The 22,627-nt window shown below is 60.9% G+C and carries 21 protein-coding genes and 1 other RNA gene; 12 read left to right on the top strand and 10 right to left on the bottom strand.

The genetic code is table 11. The features are described 5' to 3' along the window. Position 1: 1 nt before the first annotated feature. Together METAL_RS04420 and METAL_RS04425 are read left to right on the top strand one after the other, a co-directional pair. Positions 2-1,393, top strand: a complete 1,392-nt coding sequence (locus METAL_RS04420) for a hypothetical protein (protein WP_005370001.1) — start codon at positions 2-4, stop codon at positions 1,391-1,393. Positions 1,394-2,291: 898 nt separating this feature from the next. Next, on the top strand, positions 2,292-2,480 hold the full coding sequence (locus tag METAL_RS04425; protein ID WP_005370002.1) for a hypothetical protein: 189 nt from the start codon (positions 2,292-2,294) through the stop codon (positions 2,478-2,480). A 299-nt stretch (positions 2,481-2,779) separates the two neighbouring features. Here METAL_RS04425 and lpxD read toward each other — a convergent pair whose 3' ends face one another. Further along, positions 2,780-3,820 carry a UDP-3-O-(3-hydroxymyristoyl)glucosamine N-acyltransferase gene (gene lpxD, locus METAL_RS04430; RefSeq protein ID WP_005370003.1) on the bottom strand — a complete coding sequence of 347 codons (1,041 nt, stop codon included), beginning with the start codon at positions 3,818-3,820 and terminating at the stop codon, positions 2,780-2,782. 346 nt (positions 3,821-4,166) lie between these two features. Beyond that, positions 4,167-4,643, bottom strand: a complete 477-nt coding sequence (moaC, locus tag METAL_RS04435) for a cyclic pyranopterin monophosphate synthase MoaC (protein WP_005370004.1) — start codon at positions 4,641-4,643, stop codon at positions 4,167-4,169. Between the two features lie 75 nt (positions 4,644-4,718). Between moaC and moaD the strand changes: the two genes are divergently transcribed. From moaD to METAL_RS04450, 3 genes are read left to right on the top strand one after another with little or no spacing between them, the layout of a single operon-like run. Then, on the top strand, positions 4,719-4,952 hold the full coding sequence (gene moaD, locus METAL_RS04440; protein ID WP_005370005.1) for a molybdopterin converting factor subunit 1: 234 nt from the start codon (positions 4,719-4,721) through the stop codon (positions 4,950-4,952). Between the two features lie 4 nt (positions 4,953-4,956). After that, entirely contained in the window at positions 4,957-5,409 is a 453-nt protein-coding gene (locus tag METAL_RS04445) for a molybdenum cofactor biosynthesis protein MoaE (RefSeq protein WP_005370006.1), read from the top strand. 29 nt (positions 5,410-5,438) lie between these two features. Beyond that, positions 5,439-6,233 (top strand): DUF2797 domain-containing protein, encoded by a 795-nt coding sequence (locus METAL_RS04450; RefSeq protein ID WP_031430977.1) that lies wholly within the window; start codon positions 5,439-5,441, stop codon positions 6,231-6,233. Positions 6,234-6,315: 82 nt separating this feature from the next. On the opposite strand, the gene METAL_RS04455 is transcribed toward METAL_RS04450, so the two are convergent. The 5 genes from METAL_RS04455 to ffs form a co-directional block, all read right to left on the bottom strand. Next, positions 6,316-6,654 carry a histidine triad nucleotide-binding protein gene (locus METAL_RS04455; protein WP_005370008.1) on the bottom strand — a complete coding sequence of 113 codons (339 nt, stop codon included), beginning with the start codon at positions 6,652-6,654 and terminating at the stop codon, positions 6,316-6,318. 207 nt (positions 6,655-6,861) lie between these two features. Next, a complete protein-coding gene (gene recR / locus METAL_RS04460) occupies positions 6,862-7,458 on the bottom strand; it encodes a recombination mediator RecR (RefSeq protein ID WP_005370010.1) in 597 nt (198 codons plus the stop codon). Between the two features lie 2 nt (positions 7,459-7,460). After that, positions 7,461-7,784, bottom strand: a complete 324-nt coding sequence (locus METAL_RS04465; protein WP_005370012.1) for a YbaB/EbfC family nucleoid-associated protein — start codon at positions 7,782-7,784, stop codon at positions 7,461-7,463. 16 nt (positions 7,785-7,800) lie between these two features. Then, the gene (gene dnaX, locus METAL_RS04470) at positions 7,801-9,435 is read right to left on the bottom strand and encodes a DNA polymerase III subunit gamma/tau (RefSeq protein ID WP_005370014.1); all 1,635 of its coding nucleotides are present in this window, start codon (positions 9,433-9,435) and stop codon (positions 7,801-7,803) included. A gap of 41 nt (positions 9,436-9,476) precedes the next feature. Then, positions 9,477-9,573: signal recognition particle sRNA small type (ffs, locus tag METAL_RS20175), an RNA gene on the bottom strand. A 241-nt stretch (positions 9,574-9,814) separates the two neighbouring features. On the opposite strand from ffs, the gene hemL reads away from it, so the two are divergent. After that, a complete protein-coding gene (gene hemL, locus METAL_RS04475; RefSeq protein ID WP_005370016.1) occupies positions 9,815-11,095 on the top strand; it encodes a glutamate-1-semialdehyde 2,1-aminomutase in 1,281 nt (426 codons plus the stop codon). A 216-nt stretch (positions 11,096-11,311) separates the two neighbouring features. Next, complete coding sequence (locus METAL_RS04480) at positions 11,312-11,698, top strand: hypothetical protein (RefSeq protein WP_005370018.1); 387 nt, start codon at positions 11,312-11,314, stop codon at positions 11,696-11,698. An 88-nt stretch (positions 11,699-11,786) separates the two neighbouring features. On the opposite strand, the gene METAL_RS04485 is transcribed toward METAL_RS04480, so the two are convergent. Next, entirely contained in the window at positions 11,787-13,376 is a 1,590-nt protein-coding gene (locus METAL_RS04485) for a DHA2 family efflux MFS transporter permease subunit (protein ID WP_005370020.1), read from the bottom strand. A gap of 2 nt (positions 13,377-13,378) precedes the next feature. After that, complete coding sequence (locus tag METAL_RS04490) at positions 13,379-14,404, bottom strand: HlyD family secretion protein (protein ID WP_005370022.1); 1,026 nt, start codon at positions 14,402-14,404, stop codon at positions 13,379-13,381. Positions 14,405-14,490: 86 nt separating this feature from the next. Here METAL_RS04490 and METAL_RS04495 point away from each other — a divergent pair, with 86 nt between their 5' ends. The 5 genes from METAL_RS04495 to METAL_RS04515 are packed head-to-tail and all read left to right on the top strand — an operon-like array spanning position 14,491 to position 21,500. Further along, on the top strand, positions 14,491-15,099 hold the full coding sequence (locus METAL_RS04495) for a TetR/AcrR family transcriptional regulator (protein WP_005370024.1): 609 nt from the start codon (positions 14,491-14,493) through the stop codon (positions 15,097-15,099). Then, complete coding sequence (locus METAL_RS04500) at positions 15,089-16,504, top strand: efflux transporter outer membrane subunit (protein WP_005370025.1); 1,416 nt, start codon at positions 15,089-15,091, stop codon at positions 16,502-16,504. The genes METAL_RS04495 and METAL_RS04500 overlap by 11 nt, the downstream gene beginning before the upstream one ends. A 21-nt stretch (positions 16,505-16,525) precedes the next feature. After that, positions 16,526-17,596 carry an HlyD family secretion protein gene (locus METAL_RS04505; RefSeq protein ID WP_005370027.1) on the top strand — a complete coding sequence of 357 codons (1,071 nt, stop codon included), beginning with the start codon at positions 16,526-16,528 and terminating at the stop codon, positions 17,594-17,596. After that, positions 17,593-20,373, top strand: coding sequence for a ribosome-associated ATPase/putative transporter RbbA (gene rbbA / locus METAL_RS04510; RefSeq protein ID WP_005370029.1), 2,781 nt, complete (start codon positions 17,593-17,595; stop codon positions 20,371-20,373). Before METAL_RS04505 ends, rbbA begins: the two co-directional genes overlap by 4 nt. Before the next feature lie 2 nt (positions 20,374-20,375). Continuing rightward, positions 20,376-21,500, top strand: a complete 1,125-nt coding sequence (locus METAL_RS04515) for an ABC transporter permease (protein WP_005370031.1) — start codon at positions 20,376-20,378, stop codon at positions 21,498-21,500. 61 nt (positions 21,501-21,561) lie between these two features. Here the strand turns inward: METAL_RS04515 and METAL_RS04520 are convergent, their stop codons facing one another. Further along, positions 21,562-22,590, bottom strand: coding sequence for a glycosyltransferase family 4 protein (locus tag METAL_RS04520; protein WP_005370033.1), 1,029 nt, complete (start codon positions 22,588-22,590; stop codon positions 21,562-21,564). Positions 22,591-22,627 lie beyond the last annotated feature (37 nt).

The raw sequence follows: 22,627 nt of genomic DNA on the forward strand, positions 1-22,627 counted from the left end.
TATGAAAATCGCCTTTTTTCTTGTATTGCTGGCGAATCTGGCGCTATTGATGCATCAGTATCATCGCGAGGCTTTCAAGGAGGGGGCCGAAACGCCGGCGCCGGATCCGGCGATGCTTCGTGAGCCGATCGTGCTGGCGCGGGAGCAGGAAAACGGGCTGTCGGCGGCGCAGGACGTCCTTGCGGGACCGGTCGGGGAAACGCCGGCAGCGCCTGAAGCCGTGTTGCCGCCGCAATCCTCTCCGTCTGATTCGCTCGCCTGTTATGAGGCTGGCCCTTTTGCGAATGAGCGGGTCCTGAATGTCTGGCATCAAGCGCTCAAGGAAGCTCAGGGCGAGCTCAGGCCGATTCCGCCTCATGCGCAGGAGATCACCGATTACCTGGTGCTTTACCCGACGGAGGGCGGCCCGGAAGCCGTTAAAGCTGCGATGCAGGCATTGCGCAATCAGGGGGTTGGCGACGCCTATCCGCTGCTTGCGGGCGAACTCAAGGGCTATATATCGCTCGGCGTGTTTCGCCGGGAAAACCGCGCGGCGCGCATGCGGAACGATTTGCAGGCGAGAGGCGTCGAGGCCGTCGTAAAGCCCCGTTTCAAGGAATCGGCGCAGAAATATGCGCTGATCAAAGGGCCTTTGGCGATGGCCGGAGCCCTGGATGCGTTGGAAAAACGCTATCCGGGCGTTCAACTCAAGGCGTTGCCCGATGGCGATCCGAATTGCCGGGAGGCGGGAGGCCGCCAAGCGGAAGTTCCTGCGGCGGAACCGAAAGATAACGGCATGAAGTCGGCGCTTACCGAGTCTCGGCCTGCCGGCGAGCCGTCCCTGGCGGCGGGCGGCGGCCGTGTCGGGAAACCGCCCGTTCAACAGGCGCCACCTTTGGATCGGAACCCGCCGCATGATGCGGCAGAGGTAAAATCGGTCAGGCTTGCGTGTTACGAGGCGGGACCTTTTCCGAACGAATATAGCCTGAACGCCTGGCAGAAACGGATTTCAGGCGCCCAGGCGGCGATCAAGCCCGTTTTGCGAGACGGTAAGGCGGTCAGCGATTATCTGGTGCTGTACCCTTCCTCGGGCGGAATGGAAGCAGTCAAGGCCAATGTGAAAATGCTGCGCGAGCGCGGCCTGAACGGTGTTTGGCCGCTGCCATCGGGAGAGGACAAGGGGCAGATATCGCTGGGCGTTTTCAATAGGGAAGAAAACGCGGTGCAAATGCAGAAGAGTTTGCTCGACAAAGGCATCAATTCGGTCGTGAAGCCCCGCTACAAAAGCAAACGCCAAAAGTACGCGCTGATTACTGCTCCCGAATCGATAGCCGGAGCTCTGCAGGCGCTGGAAAAAAAATATCCCGACATCAGGCTTCGCCGGCTGCCGGAAGCCGGACAAGGCTGTCCTTAAGAGCATTTCGCTTTGGGAATATGGCCTTCGTAAGGAAAATACGAAGGAAAACACGTCATTCCGGCGGGGATTGCTGGGCGACCGCATGGATTCAGGCGTTAGAGCAACGTAGGGAGTGGTTGCCGCATCCGGAAACCCGGGAGAGTTGGTTCTGACACCTCCCTGTCATCTGGACCTTGGCAATCCCTCTGCGCGGGACGGGGTTGATAACCCCGTTCCCCATATTTGAAGACCTACCGCCAGCATAAAATCCTCGCCTGTGTTCGCGCGATGCTAAACGTTACGGACGGGAGAAATATCCCGTCCGGCACCGGTATCTTGCGGGTTGCCTGTAGGGTGCGCTGTGCGTACCCTCAATGTCGAAAGGTACGCACAGCGTACCCTACGGGGCTGGACTTAACGGCAGGGCGCCCTTCGGAAGGCGAGGACTTCCCTACACGCGATATGAAAATGCCCTAGACCCTTACGGCCGGTCTTGGCGGAGCGGTATTCGAGCCGCGCGCCGCAGCGGTCGGATAAAAATTTCTGAAACTTGAAGACGGGAAGATAAGTCGTGTCCGTATCCCCGGAAACTTGAGGTGGGGGAGTGGGCCGCGATTTATCCGAAGGTCGCATTGCCCGGCGGTAAAAGGGTAAGTTTTTAAAATTATGATGTTTTTCAGTTCGTTATTTTGGTTTGTTTAATGCCGAGATGAGATATGCATTGCGGCGGGCAACTTCAGGGCTGCGCGAAGATGGATTTTTTTTCGATATGGCTTTGACAGAGGCCCTTATCTCATGATAAAAATTATGCCGTTGTTCAAATATAAACCGACAACCAACTCGTTAAAACATTTGATGGGTTGCTCTCTTGAGGAGAGGGGCTTATAACATTAATAACTATATAGAGGATTTAAAAATGGCTGAAGCACAAGAAAAAGATTACACCTGGACCGTCGTTGGCGTTGCAATCGCATCAATCATCGTACTGGTTGTTCTGTTGAAGAAAGACGAAACCAAGCACCTTGCAAGCGGCTCCGTTGCTGCCAGCAACGCTGAAATTGACGCTAAATTGGCACAAAGAAAAACCAAAAACGTAGCACAATAATGATGGTGCCCCCTGGCGGCGTTTGTCGGCGGGGGGTCATCCCGTTCCTACATAAAAAAATTCCCGCTCCTCAAAACTTATCTTGATCCGGTTCCTCAGAGCCTCGTGGAAACGGATTAAGTTTTTCCGATCGTCATATCGAGTAACGTTTCCGCTTTTTCCCGATTTCCGGGAAAAAGGGGTTTCACGATCTTTAATGATCGGGCTGTATCATGGCGTCGATGCCAACGGCGTGGCATTCTTTCCCGCAGGAAGAGAGGCGGATTGCCGCGCGCCCCTTCCTCCTCCGAATCCTGCCGCTACGCCTGCTTCGCCAGTTCCTGCAACTGCTCTTCCAGCTGTTTGACTTTCTTGATCAGCTCGGGTAATTTCTGTATCGCAACCTGTTCTTTGTAGGCCGTCTTTTTATCCTTGGCCGGACTGCCGAAATAATGCGCGCCTGGAGGAATGTCGCCGGCCACGCCGGAGCGTGCCAGCACTACGGCGCCCTGGCCGATCGTGACGTGGTCCGCGATGCCGGAACTGCCGGCCAGAATCGCGTAGTCGCCGATCGTGCAGGAGCCCGAGACGCCGGTCTGTCCGCACATGATCACATGCCGGCCGACCTTGTTGTTATGGCCGATCTGCACCAAATTGTCGATCTTGGAACCTTCGCCGATCACGGTGCTGCCTAGAGCGCCCCGATCGACGCAGGTGTTGGCGCCTATTTCGACATGGTCCTCGACCCTGACGTTGCCGATTTGCGGCACTTTGACATGGGCGCCGTTCCTGAATTTGTAGCCGAAGCCATCCGCGCCGACGACTGCGCCCGAATGGACGGTGACGTAATCCCCGATTTCCACGTCGTCGTAGACGACCGCATAAGGATAAATGCGGCAGCCTTTACCGATCTTGACGTTGTTGCCGAGGTAGGCGCCGGCCAGTATGGCGCTGTGATCGCCTACCCTGGTTCCTTCTCCGATCACTGCATAAGGGCCGACATGGACCGCCTCGCCCAGCACGGCATCGGCCGCGAGTACCGCCTGCGGCGCTATGCCGGGCGCATAGGCGCGTTCCGGATGCAGGTGTTTGACCGCTTCGATGAAGGCCAGCTCCGGATCCCGGCAGACCAGCAATGCCAGTGTGCCGGGAGCATCCTGTACCACAGAGCCTTCCGCGATCAGGCAAGCCGAAGCCGCCGAGTTTTTAAGATGCGCGGCATATTTGCTGTTGGTCAGTTGCGTGACCTGGCCCGGCTGTGCGGAGCCGATATCGGCGGCGGAATGGATGAGCCGGTCGGCATTGCCGCCTTCGATCCGGGCTCCGCAGAGTGCGGCGAGTTCTTTAATCGTTATCGGCATGGGATTCCCGTTGATGTTTCTGTATGAGGTTAATCGGTCGCGAGACAGGAAATTTTATGGAGGCCCCGACGAGTAGGGCGGATTCGCTGAAGGCAATCCGCCTCTGAAGCCTGTTGGCGTTTTGCTATCGCAAAAACGCCCTACGGCTTTTCCGCGAATGACGCGCCTCCTGCGCCTCCTGTAGACCTTGTAGGGCGGATTCGCCGAAGGCAATCCGCCTCTTTGAAGTCTGTTGGCGTTTTGCTATCGCAAAAACGCCCTACGGCTCTTCCGCGAATGATGCGCCTCCTGCGTCGGCACACCCTACGGAATAACGGTATTGGGGTATGGCATCGGCATGGCGGTTTTAGCTGCGCCGCCAGTGGCCGGATTTGCCGCCGGCTTTCTCGACCAGGCGCACGGTTTCGATCGTCATTCCCCGGTCCACGCCCTTGCACATGTCGTAAATGGTCAGCAGCGCGATTTGTACGGCGGTCAGGGCTTCCATTTCAACACCGGTCTGGCCGTTGGTTTTGACCAACGTTCGGCAGCGGATGCGGCTCGATTCCGCTTCGGCGCTGAATTCGACGGATACGTGGGTGATCGGCAATGGGTGGCACAGCGGAATCAGGTCGGACGTCTTCTTGCTGGCCATGATGCCGGCGATCCGGGCGACGGCCAGGACATCGCCTTTTTTATGTTCGCCTTTCAGGATCATGTCCAGGGTGGAAGGCTGCATCTCGATGTAGCCCTCCGCAATCGCGGTGCGTTGGGTAACGGCTTTCTCGCCGACGTCGACCATGATCGCTTCGCCGGCCTGATTAAAATGTGGAGTATGCGTCACAATTCGGTAGAATGACTGATCGGTTTTGCTCTTTGTGGAGCGTAAAGGTTGATTTTTATCATTGCGTAAAGGTTTATGTCAATCAAAGTTCGCTATTTTGCCAGTTTGAAGGAGCGCATCGGACGTGCGGAAGAAGATGCGGCGATCGCCGAGCCGGTGACTGCGAAGGCCCTTTGGCGGCAGTGCGTGCCCGAGCTGCCGCCGCCGGAGCAGATCCTGGTCGCGATCAATCTGGAATATGCCGACTGGGACAGCCTGGTCAGGGACGGCGACGAAGTCGCGTTTTTCCCCCCGGTGACCGGAGGCTGACAGGATGGTCAAAATTTCCCCGCGGCCGTTCGATCCCTGGGCCGAAGCGCGCGAGTATCAGCATGCCGCCGCGCAAATGACCGGAAAATTCGGCGCGACGAACCTGTTTGTCGGCACGATGCGGGATTTCAACGAAGGCGACGACGTGGTCGGGATGACGCTCGAATATTATCCCGGCATGACCGAGAGAGCGCTCGAAAATATCGTGCGGGAGGCCGGCGAGCGCTGGCCGATCATCGACGCCCTGGTCGTGCACCGGGTCGGCGATATTCGGCCGGGCGAGCCAATCGTGTTGGTGGCGGTGTGGACATCCCACCGCGGCGATGCGTTCGATGCGGCCCGGCATATCATGGAGGCGCTCAAATCACGGGCGCCGTTCTGGAAAAAAGAATGGTTGAAAGCCAAAGGCGAGCGTTGGGTCGCGCGCAATACCGACGGCTATTTGAAAAGCGAGTGAGGCAAAGCGAAGTGGGACCATTGGATAAGATGCAGGTGCGGCTGGAAGAGACGGTGCAATACCGCCTGCCGCTCGGCGAAGCGACGGTCGAGTTGAATCCGCTGCTCGGCCGCCCGATCCGGCTGCGTTATACCGGCAATATTTTCTGCACGCATTGCGGCAAAGCGACCAAGAAAAGTTTCAATCAAGGCTATTGCTATCCCTGCTTCATCAAGCTGGCGCAATGCGACATGTGCATCATGAAGCCGGAAACCTGTCACTACGCCGCCGGTACCTGCCGCGAACCGGCCTGGGGCGAGCGGTTCTGCATGCAGCCGCATATCGTCTACTTGGCCAATTCGAGCGGGATCAAGGTCGGCATCACCCGTCAGTCGCAGATTCCGACGCGCTGGATCGACCAGGGCGCGGTACAGGCCCTGCCGGTTTTCCGGGTGCCGTCGCGCCATGTCTCCGGCCTGATCGAAGTGATCCTTGCCCAACACGTCAGCGACAAGACCCGCTGGCAGCAAATGCTGAAAAATCAGGTCAGTCCGATCGATCTGGCGGCCGAGCGGGACCGGTTGCTGGCGCTATGCAAGGCGGAGCTGGACGAACTGGTTGGGCGATTCGGGGACAAGGCGGTCGAGTTGTTGTCGGATCGGCCAAGCGTCGATATCCGTTATCCGGTCGACCGTTATCCGGTCAAGGTCGTCTCGTTCAATTTGGACAAGGGGCCGGAAGTGGCGGGCGTGCTGCACGGGATCAAAGGCCAGTACCTGATGTTTGATACCGGCGTAATCAATATCCGCAAGTTTACCGGCTACGAAGTCGAGTTTTCGGGTTAGACCCGCAAGGTTTTCAAAACCTGGCGGGTCTTTGCCTGCCGGCTTGGGTGCGTGCCGGTTGCGCGGGAAGCGCGGAAGATTTTCAACCCGGCGGCCAGTGCAGCGCGCGTCCGCCCAGCAGATGCAAATGCAGATGATAAACCGCCTGGCCGCCGTTCCGGTTGCAGTTGAACAAGGTCCGGTAACCCTCTTCGGCGATGCCTTCCTGCTCGGCCAGTTTGACCGCGGTTTGCAGCATTTGGCCGCCCAGCCGATCGTCGTCGAGCTCGTTCAGCGTGGCGATGTGGCGTTTCGGAATCACGAGAATGTGTACGGGGGCTTGCGGGTTGATGTCGCGGAATGCCATTACGGTGTCGTCTTCGTACACCACGTCCGGCTTGATGTCGCCGGCGACCATTTTGCAGAATAAGCAGTTCGTCATCGTTTTTCCTTTTGTCAAAAGAGAATAAAAAATCACAGCCCGACGCGCTAGGCGAGAGGCATCGTCCACCGCATTTTATAACGATTCGACAGTGGGTGGGGATGGAGGTTGCTGATTGGGCGTAGGGTACGCTGTGCGTACCTTTTTGAGATGGGATGGCGCGCGAGGTTGTGGGAAGGTACGCGCAGCGTACCCTACGCAAAGAGGTTAAATCGTCCGGCGCCCGTTAAATGCGTGCAGCAGCGTGCCGCTGTCGATGAATTCGAGCTCGCCTCCCATCGGTACGCCGTGAGCGATCCGGCTGGCCTGGACATGGTGTTTGCGGGCGAGTTCGCCGATGAAGAAAGCGGTCGCTTCGCCCTCGACGGTCGAGTTGGTTGCGAGCACCAGCTCTTTGATGTCGCTTGTTGCCAACTGGCGTTCCAGCTGGTCGAGCCCAAGCTCGCCGGGGCCGATGCCGTCAAGCGGCGAAAGGCGCCCATGCAGTACGAAATACAATCCTTTGAACACGGTCGCCTGTTCGATGATCCAGACGTCGGACGGGTTTTCGACGATGCAGACCAGCGAGCTGTCGCGGGCCGGATCCGCGCAAATGTCGCAGAGCGGCTTCTCGGTCAGGGTGCGGCAACGGCTGCATTGGCCGATGCGGTCGATCGCCTGCAGCAGCGTTTCGGCCAAGGCGCGGGCGCCTTCCCGGTCTTTCTGCAGCAGATGGAAGGCCATCCGCTGCGCGGTCTTCGGTCCGACGCCGGGCAGGCAGCGCAGGTGCTGGATCAGGCGGCCCAACAGGCCTGTGTCGCGCATGCTCAGAAAGGCATTTGAAAGCCGGGCGGCAGAGGGAGTCCTGCGGTAATTTCGGCCATTTTCTCCTTCTTCATTTTCGCGACCTTGTTGACCGCGTCATTGATCGCGCCGGCGACCAGATCTTCGAGCATATCCTTGTCGTCGCCGATCAGCGAAGGGTCGATCGTCACCTTGCGGGCTTCGCGCTTGCCGGTCATCAGGATGGTGACCAGTCCGCCGCCGGATTGGCCGACGACTTCCGTGGCTTCGATTTCCGCCTGGGCGCGTTTGAAGTCTTCCTGCATTTTCTGGGCTTGCTGCATGATGCTGCCGAGAGGATTTTTCATGATGGGTTCTCCTTGATTAAACGGGTTCGATGGTGCCGGGAATGACCCGGGCGCCGAAATGTTCTTTGAGCGCCTGAATGTTTTGATCCGCTTCGATCGCCTCGACGGCGGCCTGCTGACGGTCTTCTCTCTGCTTGATCAATTGCTCGGCCGGCGTTGCGCTGGTCGGTTTTTCGACCAGGATCGTCAATTTGACCGGTGTGCCGCGCAAAGTGCGTAACGCGGTCTGCAGCTTTTCGGTCCGCATCGGCGATAGCATGGTTTGAAATGCCGGGTCCAGCAATAACGTGCAATTGCGATCGTTGATCGAGTGCAAGGCACATTGCTGCGCCAGCTGTTTGGTGATGCTTTCGAGCCGCATCGCCGCGATCATTTCCGGCCAATCGTCGCCAGCAGGCAAAGGCTGGGCCGCCGGTGGTGCAGCCGGGTTGTCGCGTGATGGCCTGGCCGGCTCTTCGGGCGGCGGCGGACTGGCTATGGGTATGGGTATGGGTTTCGGCGCGGGACGGGCCGGTGGTGTCGGTATGGGCTTTACGTCAGGCTGCGGATGGGTTTCCGGGGTGCTCGTCAGGGTCGGCCGAAACGCCAGCATGCGCAACAGCGCCATTTCAAAGCCGCCTCTGGGATCGGGGGCGAGATCCAGGTCTTTCTGGCCGAGCAGGCCGATCTGGTAATAAAGATGCACGTCTTCGGGCTGCAATCTGGCGGCAAGCGACTTGATCAGCTCGCTGTCGAGCCCGGCATCGATAGGGATCGGGGCCTGCTGCAGGACAGCGATCGCATGCAGGGCCTGCAGCAGCTGCCGCAGTACGCCGCCGAAATCGGGCGCCAAGTCGGCCAGATCGGCGATGACTTTCAATAGGCCGGGCCCGTCCTGAGCGGCCAGCGCGTTCAACAGATCGCCGACCGGCTGCTGCGCGACGACGCCGAGCATTGCGCCGACTTCGTCGGCGGTCACCTTGCCGTTGCCGTGCACGATGGCCTGGTCGAGCAGGCTCAGGCCGTCGCGCATGCTGCCGTCGGCGGCGCGGGCCAGGAGCTTCAGGGCAGGCGCTTCGAAGGCGATCGCTTCCTGATTCAGGATGAATTCCATTTGCCCGAAGATCTGCTCCGGGGACAAACGCTTCAGGTTGAACTGCAGGCAGCGCGACAGCACGGTGACCGGAATCTTGTGCGGGTCGGTCGTGGCGAGTAGAAATTTGACGTGCGGGGGCGGCTCTTCGAGCGTTTTCAGCAATGCGTTGAAGCTATGCCCGGACAGCATGTGTACTTCGTCGATCAGATAGACCTTGAAGCGGCCCTGGTTCGGCGCATATTGCGCGTTGTCGAGCAGGTCGCGGGTATCTTCGACCTTGGTGCGCGAGGCCGCATCGACTTCGATCAGGTCCAGAAAACGGCCTTCGTCGACATCACGGCAGACCTGGCAGACGCCGCAGGGGTCATAATCCTGGAGGTTCTCGCAGTTGATCGCTTTGGCCAGGATGCGGGCCAGCGTGGTTTTGCCGACGCCGCGCGTGCCGGTAAACAGATAGGCGTGATGCAGGCGATCATGCTGCAAGGCATTGATCAGCGACTTGACGACATGTTCCTGACCGACGATTTCGGAAAAATTATGCGGGCGCCATTTGCGGGCGAGAACCTGGTAACTCATTTCAGGCTCATCAAGGGGTAGAAAGCGGAGTAGGGCGGTAACCGCACCAGCCACATCCCGGCACACGAATCTGCTGCTACCGTTGCTCCCTTCCGGGCCTGGCGGGGTTTGCAGCGTATCGTTGCGGGAGGACCGATACGATTACCATAATTAGCCTTGGCGGCTGTGAGTCGGTTATTATCTTTGTATTTGGCCAAGAATGCAAGTGATCACGAAATATTTTTTGGTGTGCGGCATCGGCGAAGAGCGAATCATGCTAAAGTAAAACATTAGTAGGGCGGATGCCGTCAGGCGATCCGCCGCTGAGCGGCCAGCTTCCGGCGGAACCGCTGGCGCGTTCCGCCTTACGCGGGCTAATTATTTTGAAAAATCGATCGACATGACTGAAGCAGCAACCCTTTTTTCCGAAGCAAGACGTGTGATTCCGGGCGGCGTCAATTCGCCGGTACGTTCGTTCAGCGGCGTCGGCGGCACGCCGGTGTTTATCGACCGGGCGCAGGGCGCCTACATTTACGACAGCGAAGGCAAAGCCTATATCGATTATGTCGGCTCCTGGGGACCGATGGTGCTGGGCCATGCGCATCCCAACGTAATCGCGGCGGTCAAGGCGGCGGCCGAGAAGGGGCTTAGCTTCGGCGCGCCGATCGAAATCGAGACGCGCATGGCCGAGAAGGTGATTGAGCTGGTGCCTTCGATCGAACTGGTGCGCATGGTCAGTTCCGGTACCGAGGCGACGATGAGCGCGATCCGTCTGGCCCGGGGCTACACAAGCCGCGACAGGATCGTCAAATTCGAGGGTTGCTATCATGGCCATTCCGACTCGCTGCTGGTCAAAGCCGGCTCCGGCGCGCTGACCTTCGGCGTGCCGAGTTCGCCGGGCGTGCCGGCGGCGGTCGCCGAAAACACGATCACGCTGACCTATAACGACAGCGAGAGCGTGGCCGAGTTGTTCGCGCAGATCGGCGAACGGATCGCCTGCGTGATCGTCGAACCGGTGGCCGGCAACATGAATTGCATTCCGCCCGCGCCCGGCTTTCTCGAAACGCTGCGCAAAGTCTGCGACGACTACGGCAGCGTGCTGATCTTCGACGAAGTGATGACCGGCTTCCGGGTCGGCCTGCACGGCGCGCAAGGCGTGTACGGCATCAAGCCGGATCTGACCACGCTCGGCAAGGTGATCGGCGGCGGCATGCCGGTCGGCGCGTTCGGCGGTAGCCGCGAGATCATGGAATGCCTGGCGCCGGCGGGCCCCGTCTATCAGGCCGGCACCCTGTCCGGCAATCCGGTCGCGATGGCGGCGGGCCTGGCGACCCTCGGACAGATCGCAAAGCCGGGCTTTTACGAAGACCTCGGCGCCAAGACCGAAAAATTGGCGAACGGTTTGCAGGCGCTGGCGGATCGGGCCGGCATCGCGTTCACCACCAATCGCGTCGGCGGGATGTTCGGGCTTTTCTTCACCGCGAAGGACAAAGTGACCTCTTTTGCCGACGTGATGCAGTGCGATCAGGACCGCTTCAAGCGCTTCTTCCATGGAATGCTCGCCGAAGGCGTGTATCTTGCGCCGTCCGCATTCGAGGCGGGCTTCGTGTCGGCGGCGCACGGCGAGCGGGAGCTGAACGCCACGTTCGAGAAAGCGGCGCATTGCTTCAAGGCGCTGTAAGCGCCTGTCGAGCCGCCGCTGTTTCAAGCCTTTGGCACGCGGTTTTTAGAACGGTCGAACGGTTCGGTGTCTGCGGTGCCGGCCAACTTGAGCGAGGGCTTGCTAAAAAAATTATAAATTGTGGTAAAATTCGCGCCGGTACTTTTATTACCGTTCCATGACCGTTACTGATTTGAAAAAATCAAATAACAAAAAGAAACAGAGGACTCTATAAATATGAAAATTTTGAAAAAAATCGCACTTGCTGCTCTGGTCGGCGCTTCCATGGGTGTTTTCTCAACCTCTGCAATGGCGGAAGCTTCCGATGGCAGAATCGTTTATGCGCCAACCGAGGCGATTGATCTGACTATTAAGAGAATCGAAGTCGCACTCGCGTCGGCGACAACCGGCGCAGATGCCGAAACCGTTGCCAGCCAGGCCAAGGACGCGCTGGATATGAGCAAAGAAATCAATGCGAACGACAAAGTGGATATCGCCCGTTCTCGCGCCAACAATCACTTGAAAGCTGCCCGCAACGCAGCTAAAGCCGGTAATATTCCGGAAGCCGAGCAGCATTTGAGACAGGGACTGCAAGCTTTCAACGCGCTGAAAGAATTGCTGTAATTTTAGCTTGAAACTTATCGGGGGGCATCGTGCTTCCCGATACTTTTGCCTTTTGCTTTTTCCCATTCTTTCCTCGAAAGCCCTCCCTTTAGTGTCCTCCCGCTGCTCCGCCGTCGGCGGAAACCTTGCCGACCCAGGGCATCAGCAGAAGCGCGATAAAGAATACCAATGCCAGCGTATGAAACATCGTATTCATCGTCAGGACTTCGGCTTCCCGCATCGCCAGCCCGTAAAGCTGCTTCAGCGCGGCTAATTCGGCATTCGGCAGGGCGCCGCCGGACAGGCGCTGGGTCAAACCGCCAAGCAAGGCCCGGGCCTCGGGCGATGCCGCCGTGACGTGCTCGCGCAATGCCGCGTAATTCCCCTTGTTCAGCTGGATCATCAGCGTATTCGCGACCGCAAGGCCGATCGCGCCGCCCAGGTTGCGCATCAGGTTGTAAAGCCCGCTCGCGTTCTTGACTTCTTCCTGAGGCAATGTGCCGAGCGCCAGCGTGTTGATCGGCAGAAAACAGAACATCATCGCAAAGCCGCGCAATGCCTGCGGCCAGAAAAATTCCCAGTAGCCGGCTTCGTGCGTCAGATTGCCGTTCAGCCAGCAGCCAAGGCCGAAGAGCAAGAGCCCCAAAGCCAGCATCAACCGCGAATCGAGGACTTTCACCAGTGCGCCGGCCGCGAATGCCGAGATGAACTGGAACAGGCCGGTCACCATCACGTACCGGCCGATCTGCAGGCTGTTCAAGCCCTTGACGCTGGCCAGATAGACCGGCATCAGATAGATGATCGTATAGAGCCCGCAGCCGAGGATGAAGCTGAAGATGCAGCCGACCGCGAAGTTGCGGTTCCGAAAGGCCCACAGGTCGACGATCGGATGGGCGATCGTCAGTTCGCGGTAAAACATCGCGATTCCCGAGGCGAGCGCCGCCACGGTAAAAAATACGATTTCCCGGCTCTCGAACCATTCCTCCTTGACGCCTTCTTCCAGAACGAACTGGACGCTGCCGAGAAATATCACGATATACAGAATCCCGAGAAAATCGATCTTGTTCAGCAATGTCCAGTCAGGATCGTCGACCTTCAGGAACAGCCACGTCGACAATGTTACCAATAGGCCGGGCAGCAGGTTGATCAGGAACAGCGCTTTCCAGGACACCACTTCGGTCAGATAGCCGCCCAGCACCGGTCCCGCGGTCGGAGCCACGGTGACGACCATCCCGACCACGATGCCCATCACCGGCTGCAGGCGGGGAGGAAACAGTGTGTAGATCATCGCGAACACCGACGGGATCATCGCGCCGCCGAACAGGCCCTGGAAGGCCCGGAAGACGACCATCGACGGCAGGTTCCAGGCCAGCGCGCAGCACAGGCTCATCAGGGTGAAGCCGCCGCAGGCCAAGGCAAACAGATAGCGGGTCGACAGCGCCCGGCCGAGCCAGCCGGACAGCGGAATGACCACCACCTCCGCCACTAGGTAGGCGGTCTGCACCCAGGTGATCTCTTCGCGCGTCGCGGACAGGCCGGCCTGGATTTGTTCGAGCGAACTCGCGACGATCTGGATGTCCAGCACTGCCATGAAAATGCCGAACACCATCCCGGTGAAGCCGAGCCATTGTTCGGAACTGACGCCGCCGGGGCTCTTCCGGATTTCCGGCGCCGGAGCGGCTTCGAGTACGGCCGCCATGATCAGCGGACGCGAACCTGAACGACGGCGGACAGCCCCGGCCGAAGTCTGTTCAGGTCCGCATTCTGTCCGAAACGGATTTTGACCGGCACCCGGCGCACGATTTTGGTAAAATTGCCGGTCGCGTTTTCGGGTGGCAACAGGCTGAATTCGGAGCCGGACGCCGGCGCGAAACTGTCCACGGTGCCTTCGAAAAGTCGATCGGACAGCGCATCGACCGAGATCGTCGCCGTCTGTCCGGCTTGCATCAGGCCGATTTGCGTCTCCTTGAAGTTGGCTTCGACGAACAGTCCGTCGCCCGGAACCAGATAAGCCAGCGCGCTGCCCGGCTGCACCAGTTGCCCGACCTGCACGCTGCGGTTGCCGACCACGCCGTCGAACGGCGCCGCGATCCGGGTATTGGCCAGATCGATCCGGGCCAGCTCCAGTGCGGCTTCCGCCGCTTTCAGCCGGGCCCGGCTTTCGCTCAGACGAGCGTCCAGCGAAGACAACCGGCTTTCCGCGCCTTGTCTGGCCGAAACGAATTTGTCGCGCTCGGCCCGGGCCTGTTTATGGGCCGACTCGGCCGCATCGCGGCTTTGCGCGGAAACGGCGCCTTCTTTGGCCAGATTGCTAAAACGCTTCAGATCTTTGGCCGCTTTTTCGACGTTGGCTTCGGCCGCGGCGATGTTGGCGCGTTCTTCCAGAATCATCGCCTGCTGGGCCCGTTTGTCCGTTTCCAGCGTTGCGGCGCTGGCCTTTTCCAGCAAAACCTGCGCTTCGGCCTGAGCGACTCTGGCCCGGAAATCGTGGTCGTCGATCACGACCAGCAGGTCGCCGCGTTTTACCGTCTGGTTGTCTTCGAACAGCACTTCCTTCACATAGCCGGTCTCTTTCGGGCTGATCAGGCTCATGTGCGATTTCAGGTAGGCATTGTCGGTGCTTTCGAACGGATGGACGGCCCGGAGCCAATAAAAAGCGCCGGCCGAGGCGAAAAGCAGCAGCATGCCGATCGAGAACGGTGGGGTTTTGTAAAACGGTGCGCGCATAAATAAACAATTGCTAAACTGAACGGTTTAGTTTATTTTAATCGCGAAATCGATCTCTAAGCAATCAGTTTTTCTTGGCTATCATCATGACTCACGCTCCCAAATCCAAACGACAGAGCATTCTTGCCGCCGCCCGGCAGGTTTTCCTCGCGCACGGCTACAGCGGCGCCAGCATGGAAGCGATCGCCGAAGCCGCACCGGTTTCGAAGCCGACCCTGTACAGTCATTTCCGGGGCAAACAGGACCTGTTCGCGGCGGTGATCGCCGAACAGTGCGAAGCCCTGCTCGGGACGCTTGTCCGCTCGCTGGGCGGCAACCGGAATCCGGAAGAAGGACTCAAAGCGATCGCCCGCGCTTTCGTCGACTTGATCTATGCGCCCGAGTCGCTGCAGTTGTACCGGCTGATCATTTCCGAGCAGCAGCATTTTCCGGACCTGGGGCTCCTGGTCTACCGCTCGGGGCCCGAGCCGGTTCTGAAGCAATTGGCCGCCTACCTGGCCGAACTGACTGCCCGCGGCGCGCTGAAGATTCCCGACGTCGACGGTTCGAGCCGGCTGTTTTTGAGCATGTTGAAGGGCGATGAACATTTTCGCTGCCTGCTCGGCCTTCGGGACGGGTTGAACCAAGTCGAAAGAGACTCTATGATCAGCGCCGCCGTGGCATTTTTTTTGAAAGGACATGGGTATGAAGCCTAGCCTTGCGTGGTGTTTGCTGACTGCCGGAATGGCCGGGTGCGCGGTCGGGCCCGATTATGAAGAAGCCGCGCCGAGCGTCCCCGACCGTTGGCTGGCCGCCGAAGCGATGCCGCTCGAAGCGGGCGCCAGGATGATCGATGCGGAGGCGCTGAAACGCTGGTGGCAAAGTTTCGGCGATGCGGAACTGGACCGGTTGATGGATCAGGCGCTGGCCGGAAACCTCGACGTCAAAATCGCGCTGTCCCGTATCGAGCAGGCGCGCGCCGAACGCCGGGGAACGCGTGCGGAACTGTTTCCGAAGGTCGACATCGCGGCGGGCGCGCAGCGCAACGAGAATCCGTTTCCGGGATTCGCGCCCGGCATCCGCTTCAACCTGTTCGAACTCGGCTTCGACGCGCTGTGGGAAATCGACCTGTTCGGCCGGCAGCGGCGGCTCCTCGAAGCCGCCACCGCCGACCTGGAAGGCGCGGAGGATCTTTACCGCCAGGCGCAGGTCGCGCTGACCTCCGAAATTGCGCGCACGTATGTCGAATTCCGCAGCGTTCAGAACCAGCTCAAAATCACGCGCTCGAACCTCGAATCGCAGCGGCGCACGCTGGGGCTGACCGAACGGCTCGATGCCGAAGGCGTCGGCACCAAGCACGACGTCGTGCGGGCGAGGGCGCAGACGGCTCAGACCGAAGCGCAGATTCCGGCCCTGGAAGCGCAGCGGGTATCGGCCTTGCGCCGGCTCGAAGTGCTGGCGGGACAGCGGCCCGGGGCGCTGGACGGCCCACTGAACCCGGAAGGCAAAGTACCGTCGGCCGCGCCGCTCGGGATTCTGGCTGCTCCGGCGGAAACGCTGCGCCGTCGTCCGGATCTCCGCGCCGCCGAACGCCGCCTCGCGGCCGCGACCGCGATGCAGGGCGCGGCGATCGCGGAGCTGTTTCCGAAAATTTCGCTGTCGGCCTTTTTGGGGTTTCGCAATACCGACATCGAACAACTGTTCAGGTCGGCGGCGTTTTCCTACGGCACCGCGGCCAATCTGCTGCAGCCCCTGCTGAACTTCGGCCGCATCCGCGCCGGGATCGACCTGGCCGATGCGAAGCAGAAGGAAGCCTGTCTGGCCTACGAAAAGGCGGTGCTCGAAGCGCTTCAGGAAACCGAAACCGCGACGAGCCGCTACCTGAAAGAAGAGATCCGCCGCCGGACGCTCGCGCGCTCGGTGGCGGACTTGAAAGAATCGGTGCGCCTGTCGAACCTGCGTTATCAGGAAGGCGTCATCTCGTTTCTGGACGTGCTGGACGCGCAGCGCGCGCTCTATGCGGCCGAAATCGAGCTGGCCCGTTCCGAAGCGGAAGCCGCGACCCATTTGATCGCGTTGTACAAAGCGCTGGGCGGCGGCGCGGGCACGCAATCGGCATAATCCCTACCGGCGGAGCGGTTCATGAGGATACAGACAAAATCGACATTGACCTGGATTTTCGCCGCTGCCGCCCTGTTGGCCGCGGCGGTCGCCTGGCGGCTGCTGCGGCCAACAGGGCTGCCCGCGGGCATCGTTTCTGGCAACGGCCGGATCGAAGCGACCGAGATCGACATCGCGACCAAGACGCCCGGACGCGTCGTCGAAATCCTGGCGCGCGAAGGCGACTTCGTGAAGGCAGGGAAACTGCTTGCCCGGATGGATACGGATGTGCTGCTGGCTCAAAAGGCCGAAGCGGAAGCCCAGGTTCGGCAGGCCGAAAACGCCTATCTGAGCGCGAAATCGCTCGTCGTTCAACGCGAGAGCGAACGCCGCGCCGCGCAGGCGGTCGTCGCCCAACGCCAGGCCGAACTGGAGGCCGCGCGCAAACGCCTGAAGCGTTCGCAGCGGCTCGTCGGCGAAGGCGCGACGCCGCAGCAGGAAGTCGACGACAACCGCGCCCGGATGTTGGGCGCGGAGGCGTCCGTGCGGGCCGCCGAAGCCCAGGTCGCCGCCGCGCAGGCCGGGATCGAGGCAGCGAAGTCGCAGGTGGTGGAGTCGCAATCGGTGATCGAGGCCGCCAGGGCGACCGTCGTGCGCCTGAAGGCCGATATCGACGACCGCGACCTGAGGGCTCCGCGCGACGGCCGAGTCCAATACCGGGTCGCCGAGCCCGGCGAAGTGCTGAACGCCGGCGGCCGGGTGTTGAACATGGTGGATCTGTCGGACGTTTACATGACTTTCTTTTTGCCTACCGAAGCCGCCGGCAGGGTCGCGCTGGGCAGCGATATTCGCCTCGTGCTCGACGCGGCACCGAATTATGTGATTCCGGCCAGGGCCAGTTTCGTCGCCAGCGTCGCCCAGTTTACCCCGAAGTCCGTCGAGACCGAGGTCGAACGGCTGAAGCTGATGTTCCGGGTCCGCGCGGCGATCGATCCCGAGCTGCTGAAAAGGCACCTCGAACAGGTCAAGACCGGTCTGCCCGGGATGGCCTACGTCAAGATCGATCCCGCCGCCGAGTGGCCGCCCGAACTCGCCGTCAGGCTGCCGCGATGACTACCCGGACGCCCGCAGAGCCGGTGGTCCGGGTGCGGAACGTCAGCCTGCGTTACGGCAGGCATCTCGCTTTGGATGATTTGAGCCTGGAGATTCCCGGAGCCCGGATGGTCGGCCTGATCGGTCCCGACGGCGTCGGCAAGTCCAGCCTGATGTCGCTGTTGACCGGCGCCCGCAAAATGCAGCAGGGCCGCATCGAAGTTTTGGGCGGCGATATCGGCGAGGCGGCGCACCGCCGTGCGGTTTGTCCCCGCATCGCCTACATGCCGCAGGGACTGGGCAAGAATCTCTACCTGACATTATCGGTTTACGAGAATGTCGATTTTTTCGGGCGCCTGTTCGGGCACGCGCCGGCCGCGCGCCGCCGGCGCATCGCCGAACTGCTCGACAGCACCGGCCTCGGGCCGTTCCGCGACCGTCCGGCCGGAAAACTGTCGGGCGGCATGAAACAAAAGCTCGGGCTTTGCTGCGCGCTGATTCACGATCCCGATCTCCTGGTACTGGACGAGCCGACCACCGGCGTCGATCCCTTGTCGAGAGCCCAATTCTGGGAGCTGATCGAGCGGCTGCGAACGCGCCGCGAAGGGATGAGCGTACTCGTCTCGACCGCCTATATGGACGAGGCCGAACGTTTCGACTGGCTGGTCGCGATGGATGCGGGGAAGGTGCTCGCTACCGGCACGGCGGAAGAGCTCAGGACCCGAACGGATGCCGGAACGCTGGAAACGGCGTTCATCCGGCTGCTGCCCGAAGCGAAACGCCAGGGACACAAGGGCATGGCGATTCCGCCGCGCGCGCTTTGCGGCGAGCCCGAAATCGCGATCGAGGCGCACGGCCTGACCATGCGCTTCGGCGATTTCGTGGCGGTCGACCGCGTCAGCCTGCGTATCGAACGGGGCGAGATCTTCGGCTTTCTCGGCTCCAACGGCTGCGGCAAGTCGACCACGATGAAAATGCTGACCGGGCTGTTGCCGCCGAGCGAGGGCGAAGCGCGGCTGTTCGGGCAAGTCCTCGACGCCGGCAATCTGGCCACGCGCAAGCGCGTCGGCTACATGTCGCAAGCCTTTTCGCTGTATTCGGAACTGACCGTGCGCCAGAACCTGGAACTGCACGCGAAGCTGTTCCATTTGCCTGCGGCCGAGATTCCGGGGCGCGTCGAGGCGATGGCCGAGCGCTTCCTGCTCGGTCCGGCGATGGAGGCGCTGCCCGATGCGTTGCCTTTGGGCATTCGCCAGCGCCTGTCGCTGGCGGTCGCGGTGATCCATAAGCCCGATCTGTTGATCCTCGACGAGCCGACCTCCGGCGTCGATCCGGTCGCGCGCGACAGTTTCTGGGAGCTGATGGCCGACCTTTCGCGCCGGGACCGCGTCACCCTCTTTATTTCCACCCATTTCATGAACGAGGCCGAGCGTTGCGACCGGATATCGCTGATGCACGCGGGCAAGGTGCTCGCCAGCGGCAGGCCTTCGGCTCTGGTCGAGCAGAGCGGACAGCCGACCCTGGAAGCGGCGTTTATCGATTATCTGAAGAAAGCGGTCGGGACCGGTGACGAGCCGGCGGACGTTCCTGGCGATGGGAATGTCTCTCTCGCTCCGCCTCACCCCGACCCTCTCCCGGCAGGGGAGGGAGGGCCAAGGCTGAAGGATGGACGCTTCAGCCTGATGCGCCTGTTCAGCTATACCCGGCGCGAAACGCTGGAGTTGCGCCGCGATCCGTTGCGCAGTTCGATTTCGCTCTTCGGCACGCTGCTGTTGATGTTCGTGATGGGCTACGGGATCAGCATGGACGTCGAGAATTTGCGTTTCGCGGTGCTCGACCGCGACCGGACCCTGCTCAGCAACAATTACGCGCTCGATCTCGGCGGCTCTCGCTATTTCATCGAACGGCCGCCGATCGCCGATTACGACGAACTCGACCGGCGCATGCGCAGCGGCGAGCTGAGCCTGGCGCTGGAGATTCCGCCGAATTTCGCGCGCGACCTGGAGCGCGGCGGTAACGTCAGGATCGGCGCCTGGATCGACGGCTCGATGCCGAGCCGCGCCGAGAATGTGATCGGCTATGTTCAGGCGATGCATCAGGTCTGGCTGGCGGAGCAGGCCCGCCGTCGGGCAACCGACAAAGTTCCGCCGGAGCCGATCAGGATCGAGACGCGCTATCGCTACAATCCGGACGTGAAGAGCCTGCCCGCGATCGTGCCGGCGGTGATTCCGATGCTGTTGATGCTGATCCCGGCGATGCTCAGTGCGCTCAGCGTCGTACGCGAAAAAGAGCTCGGCTCGATCCTGAACCTGTACGTGACGCCGGTGACCAAGCTTGAATTTTTGCTCGGCAAGCAGATGCCCTACATCGCGCTGGCGATGGTCAACTTCTTTCTACTGTGCGCATTCGCCGTCTTTGTGTTCGGTGTCCCGCACAAAGGCAATTTCCTGCTGCTGACCGTCGCCGCGCTGCTCTACGTGACCGCCGCGACCGGCCTGGGCCTGTTGATCTCGGCGTTCACGCGCAGCCAGATCGCGGCGATCTTCGCGACGGCCCTCGCCACGATTATCCCCGCCTCGCGTTTTTCGGGGATGATCGATCCGATCGGCTCGCTGGAGGGCGGCGCGCGCTTCGTCGGCGAGATCTTCCCGACCACCCATTTCCTGACGATCAGCCGCGGCACGTTCTCGAAAGCGCTGGGCTTCGCCGAGCTGGCGCCGTCGCTGGTGCCGATCGTGTTGTCGATTCCGGTGATCGTCGGCTTGAGCGTGATGCTGCTGAACAAGCAGGAGCGTTGACGGTGCAGACGCTGCTCAACATTTTCCATCTCGGCGTCAAGGAACTGCGCAGCCTCGCCCGCGACAGGCTGATGCTGGTCCTGATCGCCTTCGCGTTTACCGGCCAGGTCTATCTGACCGCGACCGGCTTGCCGGGTGCTCTGCACAAGGCACCGATCGCGGTCGTCGACGAAGACCGTTCGCCCTTGTCGTACCGGATCGGGAATGCCTTTTATCCGCCTTATTTCCAGACGCCGGCGGTCATCGATCCGTACGCCGCCGATCCGGGGCTGGATATCGGCTTGTACACTTTCGTGCTCGACATTCCTCCCGACTTTCAGCGCGACATGTTGGCCGGGCGGGCGCCCGCGATCCAGGTCAATGTCGATGCCACGCGCATGTCGCAGGCCTTCATCGGCAACAATTACATCCAGAACATCGTGAACGGCGAGGTGGCCGCCTTTCTGCAGGGGCATCGTGCGCCGTTCGTGTTTCCGGCCGAACTCGAGATCCGCGCCCGCTTCAACCCGAACCTGGAGCCGATGTGGTTCGGCTCGGTCATGGAAGTGATCAACAGCGTCACGATGCTGTCGATCATCCTGACCGGCGCGGCGCTGATCCGCGAACGCGAGCACGGCACCATCGAGCATTTGCTGGTGATGCCGCTGACCCCTTTCGAAATCATGATGGCGAAGGTGTGGTCGATGGGACTGGTCGTGGCCGTAGCGGCGACCGCTTCGGTCGTCTTCGTCGTGCAGGGCATCCTGAAAGTCCCGATCGAGGGCTCGATCGGGCTGTTCGTGGCGGGCATGGCGCTGCATCTGTTCGCGGCCACCTCGATGGGGATTTTTCTCGGCACGGTGGCGCGGTCGATGCCGCAGATGGGGCTATTGATGATCATCGTGCTGCTGCCGCTGCAGATGTTGTCCGGCGGCATGACGCCGCGCGAGAGCATGCCGGAAGCGGTGCGGAATTTGATGCTCGCCGCCCCGACGACGCATTTCGTGGCGCTGGCGCAGGCGATTCTCTATCGGGGAGCGGGGGTGGAGACCGTCTGGCCGCAGTTTCTCGCCTTGCTCGGAATCGGCGGCGTTTTCTTTGTACTGGCGCTGAGCCGTTTCCGGAAGACTATCGGTTCGATGGGCTGAAATCCGGTTCGATCGTTTGCAGGCCGGATGGCAATCCGTAGAGCGGCGGATCGAGCCGGATTCAGGTTTTGAAATAAGTCTCGTGAGGTCCCCGGATCATCGGCGTCAAATGGCCGAGGAACTGGCGCGCGCTTTGTTCCCAGGAATAATTCAGCGCATGGCGCCGGCAGTCGGCCGGATTCAGTTTCAGCGCGTCCAGCGCGGCCTGCCGCAGATCGGCGCCGAGTACGCCGACCGGGGCCCTGCCGATGATGTCGATCGGGCCGGGTGCGGGAAAGGCCGCGACCGGCACGCCGGCGGCCAGGGCTTCGAGAATCACCAGGCCAAAGGTGTCGGTGCGGCTCGGAAACACCATCGCATCCGCGGCGGCCATATAGCGAGCCAGCATCTCGCCGGTCTGGAAACCGACGAAGCGGGCTTTCGGATATTTCCGTTCGAGCTCCGGCCGCTGTGTCCCGTCGCCGATCACATATTGGGTGCCGGGCAACTCCAGCTTCAAAAAATCTTCGATGTTTTTCTCGACCACCACGCGTCCCACATAGGCAAAGATCGGGCGTTCGTCCCGTAAGAAATCTTTCTCGCGCGGCCGGTAAAGGTCGGTATCGACGCCGCGCGACCAGATCACCATCCGTTCGAAGCCTTTGGCGGCCAAAGCTTGCCGCATCGATTCAGTGGTGACCATCACGCGCGCGCTTTCGCTGTGAAACCAGCGCATGTAGCCGTAGCCGATCCACAGCGGCAGGCCGATGCGCATCTTGAAATATTCGGGAAAGCGGGTGTGGAAGGATGTCGTGTAGTGGTAGCCCATCTCGCGGCAATAACGCCGCGCGGCGAAACCGACGCAGCCTTCGGAAGCCAGATGGATCGCGTCCGGCTTGAATGCCTGGAGGGTGGGGCGCAGGCGCGGGCCGCACAAAAACGCTAGGCCGACGTTCGGATAGCCGGGGCAGGGCCAGGTGTAGAAGCGGTCCGGGGCGCACAGTTCGACCGTGTGCCCGAGCCGGCGCAACACTTCCATCGTCTGGGTCAGCGTGGTGACGACGCCGTTGATTTGCGGATGCCAGGCGTCGGTGATCAGGGCGATTCTCAAAGCGGCAGCTCCTTTATCTTGACGGCGATGGAGGGCA

The sequence above is a fragment of the Methylomicrobium album BG8 genome, from assembly GCF_000214275.2.
GTDB lineage: Bacteria > Pseudomonadota > Gammaproteobacteria > Methylococcales > Methylomonadaceae > Methylomicrobium > Methylomicrobium agile.

Bases quoted from the DNA above. Each gene is read 5' to 3' on its own strand.
- METAL_RS04420 (WP_005370001.1), top strand. From the start codon at position 2: ATGAAAATCGCCTTTTTTCTTGTATTGCTGGCGAATCTGGCGCTATTG.
- METAL_RS04490 (WP_005370022.1), bottom strand. From the start codon at position 14,404: ATGCGCGCACCGTTTTACAAAACCCCACCGTTCTCGATCGGCATGCTG.
- METAL_RS04505 (WP_005370027.1), top strand. From the start codon at position 16,526: ATGAGGATACAGACAAAATCGACATTGACCTGGATTTTCGCCGCTGCC.
- METAL_RS04485 (WP_005370020.1), bottom strand. From the start codon at position 13,376: ATGGCGGCCGTACTCGAAGCCGCTCCGGCGCCGGAAATCCGGAAGAGC.
- METAL_RS04465 (WP_005370012.1), bottom strand. From the start codon at position 7,784: ATGAAAAATCCTCTCGGCAGCATCATGCAGCAAGCCCAGAAAATGCAG.
- METAL_RS04495 (WP_005370024.1), top strand. From the start codon at position 14,491: ATGACTCACGCTCCCAAATCCAAACGACAGAGCATTCTTGCCGCCGCC.
- METAL_RS04480 (WP_005370018.1), top strand. From the start codon at position 11,312: ATGAAAATTTTGAAAAAAATCGCACTTGCTGCTCTGGTCGGCGCTTCC.
- METAL_RS04500 (WP_005370025.1), top strand. From the start codon at position 15,089: ATGAAGCCTAGCCTTGCGTGGTGTTTGCTGACTGCCGGAATGGCCGGG.
- rbbA (WP_005370029.1), top strand. From the start codon at position 17,593: ATGACTACCCGGACGCCCGCAGAGCCGGTGGTCCGGGTGCGGAACGTC.
- lpxD (WP_005370003.1), bottom strand. From the start codon at position 3,820: ATGCCGATAACGATTAAAGAACTCGCCGCACTCTGCGGAGCCCGGATC.
- METAL_RS04425 (WP_005370002.1), top strand. From the start codon at position 2,292: ATGGCTGAAGCACAAGAAAAAGATTACACCTGGACCGTCGTTGGCGTT.
- recR (WP_005370010.1), bottom strand. From the start codon at position 7,458: ATGCGCGACACAGGCCTGTTGGGCCGCCTGATCCAGCACCTGCGCTGC.
- dnaX (WP_005370014.1), bottom strand. From the start codon at position 9,435: ATGAGTTACCAGGTTCTCGCCCGCAAATGGCGCCCGCATAATTTTTCC.
- moaD (WP_005370005.1), top strand. From the start codon at position 4,719: ATGTCAATCAAAGTTCGCTATTTTGCCAGTTTGAAGGAGCGCATCGGA.
- METAL_RS04450 (WP_031430977.1), top strand. From the start codon at position 5,439: ATGCAGGTGCGGCTGGAAGAGACGGTGCAATACCGCCTGCCGCTCGGC.
- METAL_RS04445 (WP_005370006.1), top strand. From the start codon at position 4,957: ATGGTCAAAATTTCCCCGCGGCCGTTCGATCCCTGGGCCGAAGCGCGC.
- METAL_RS04455 (WP_005370008.1), bottom strand. From the start codon at position 6,654: ATGACGAACTGCTTATTCTGCAAAATGGTCGCCGGCGACATCAAGCCG.
- hemL (WP_005370016.1), top strand. From the start codon at position 9,815: ATGACTGAAGCAGCAACCCTTTTTTCCGAAGCAAGACGTGTGATTCCG.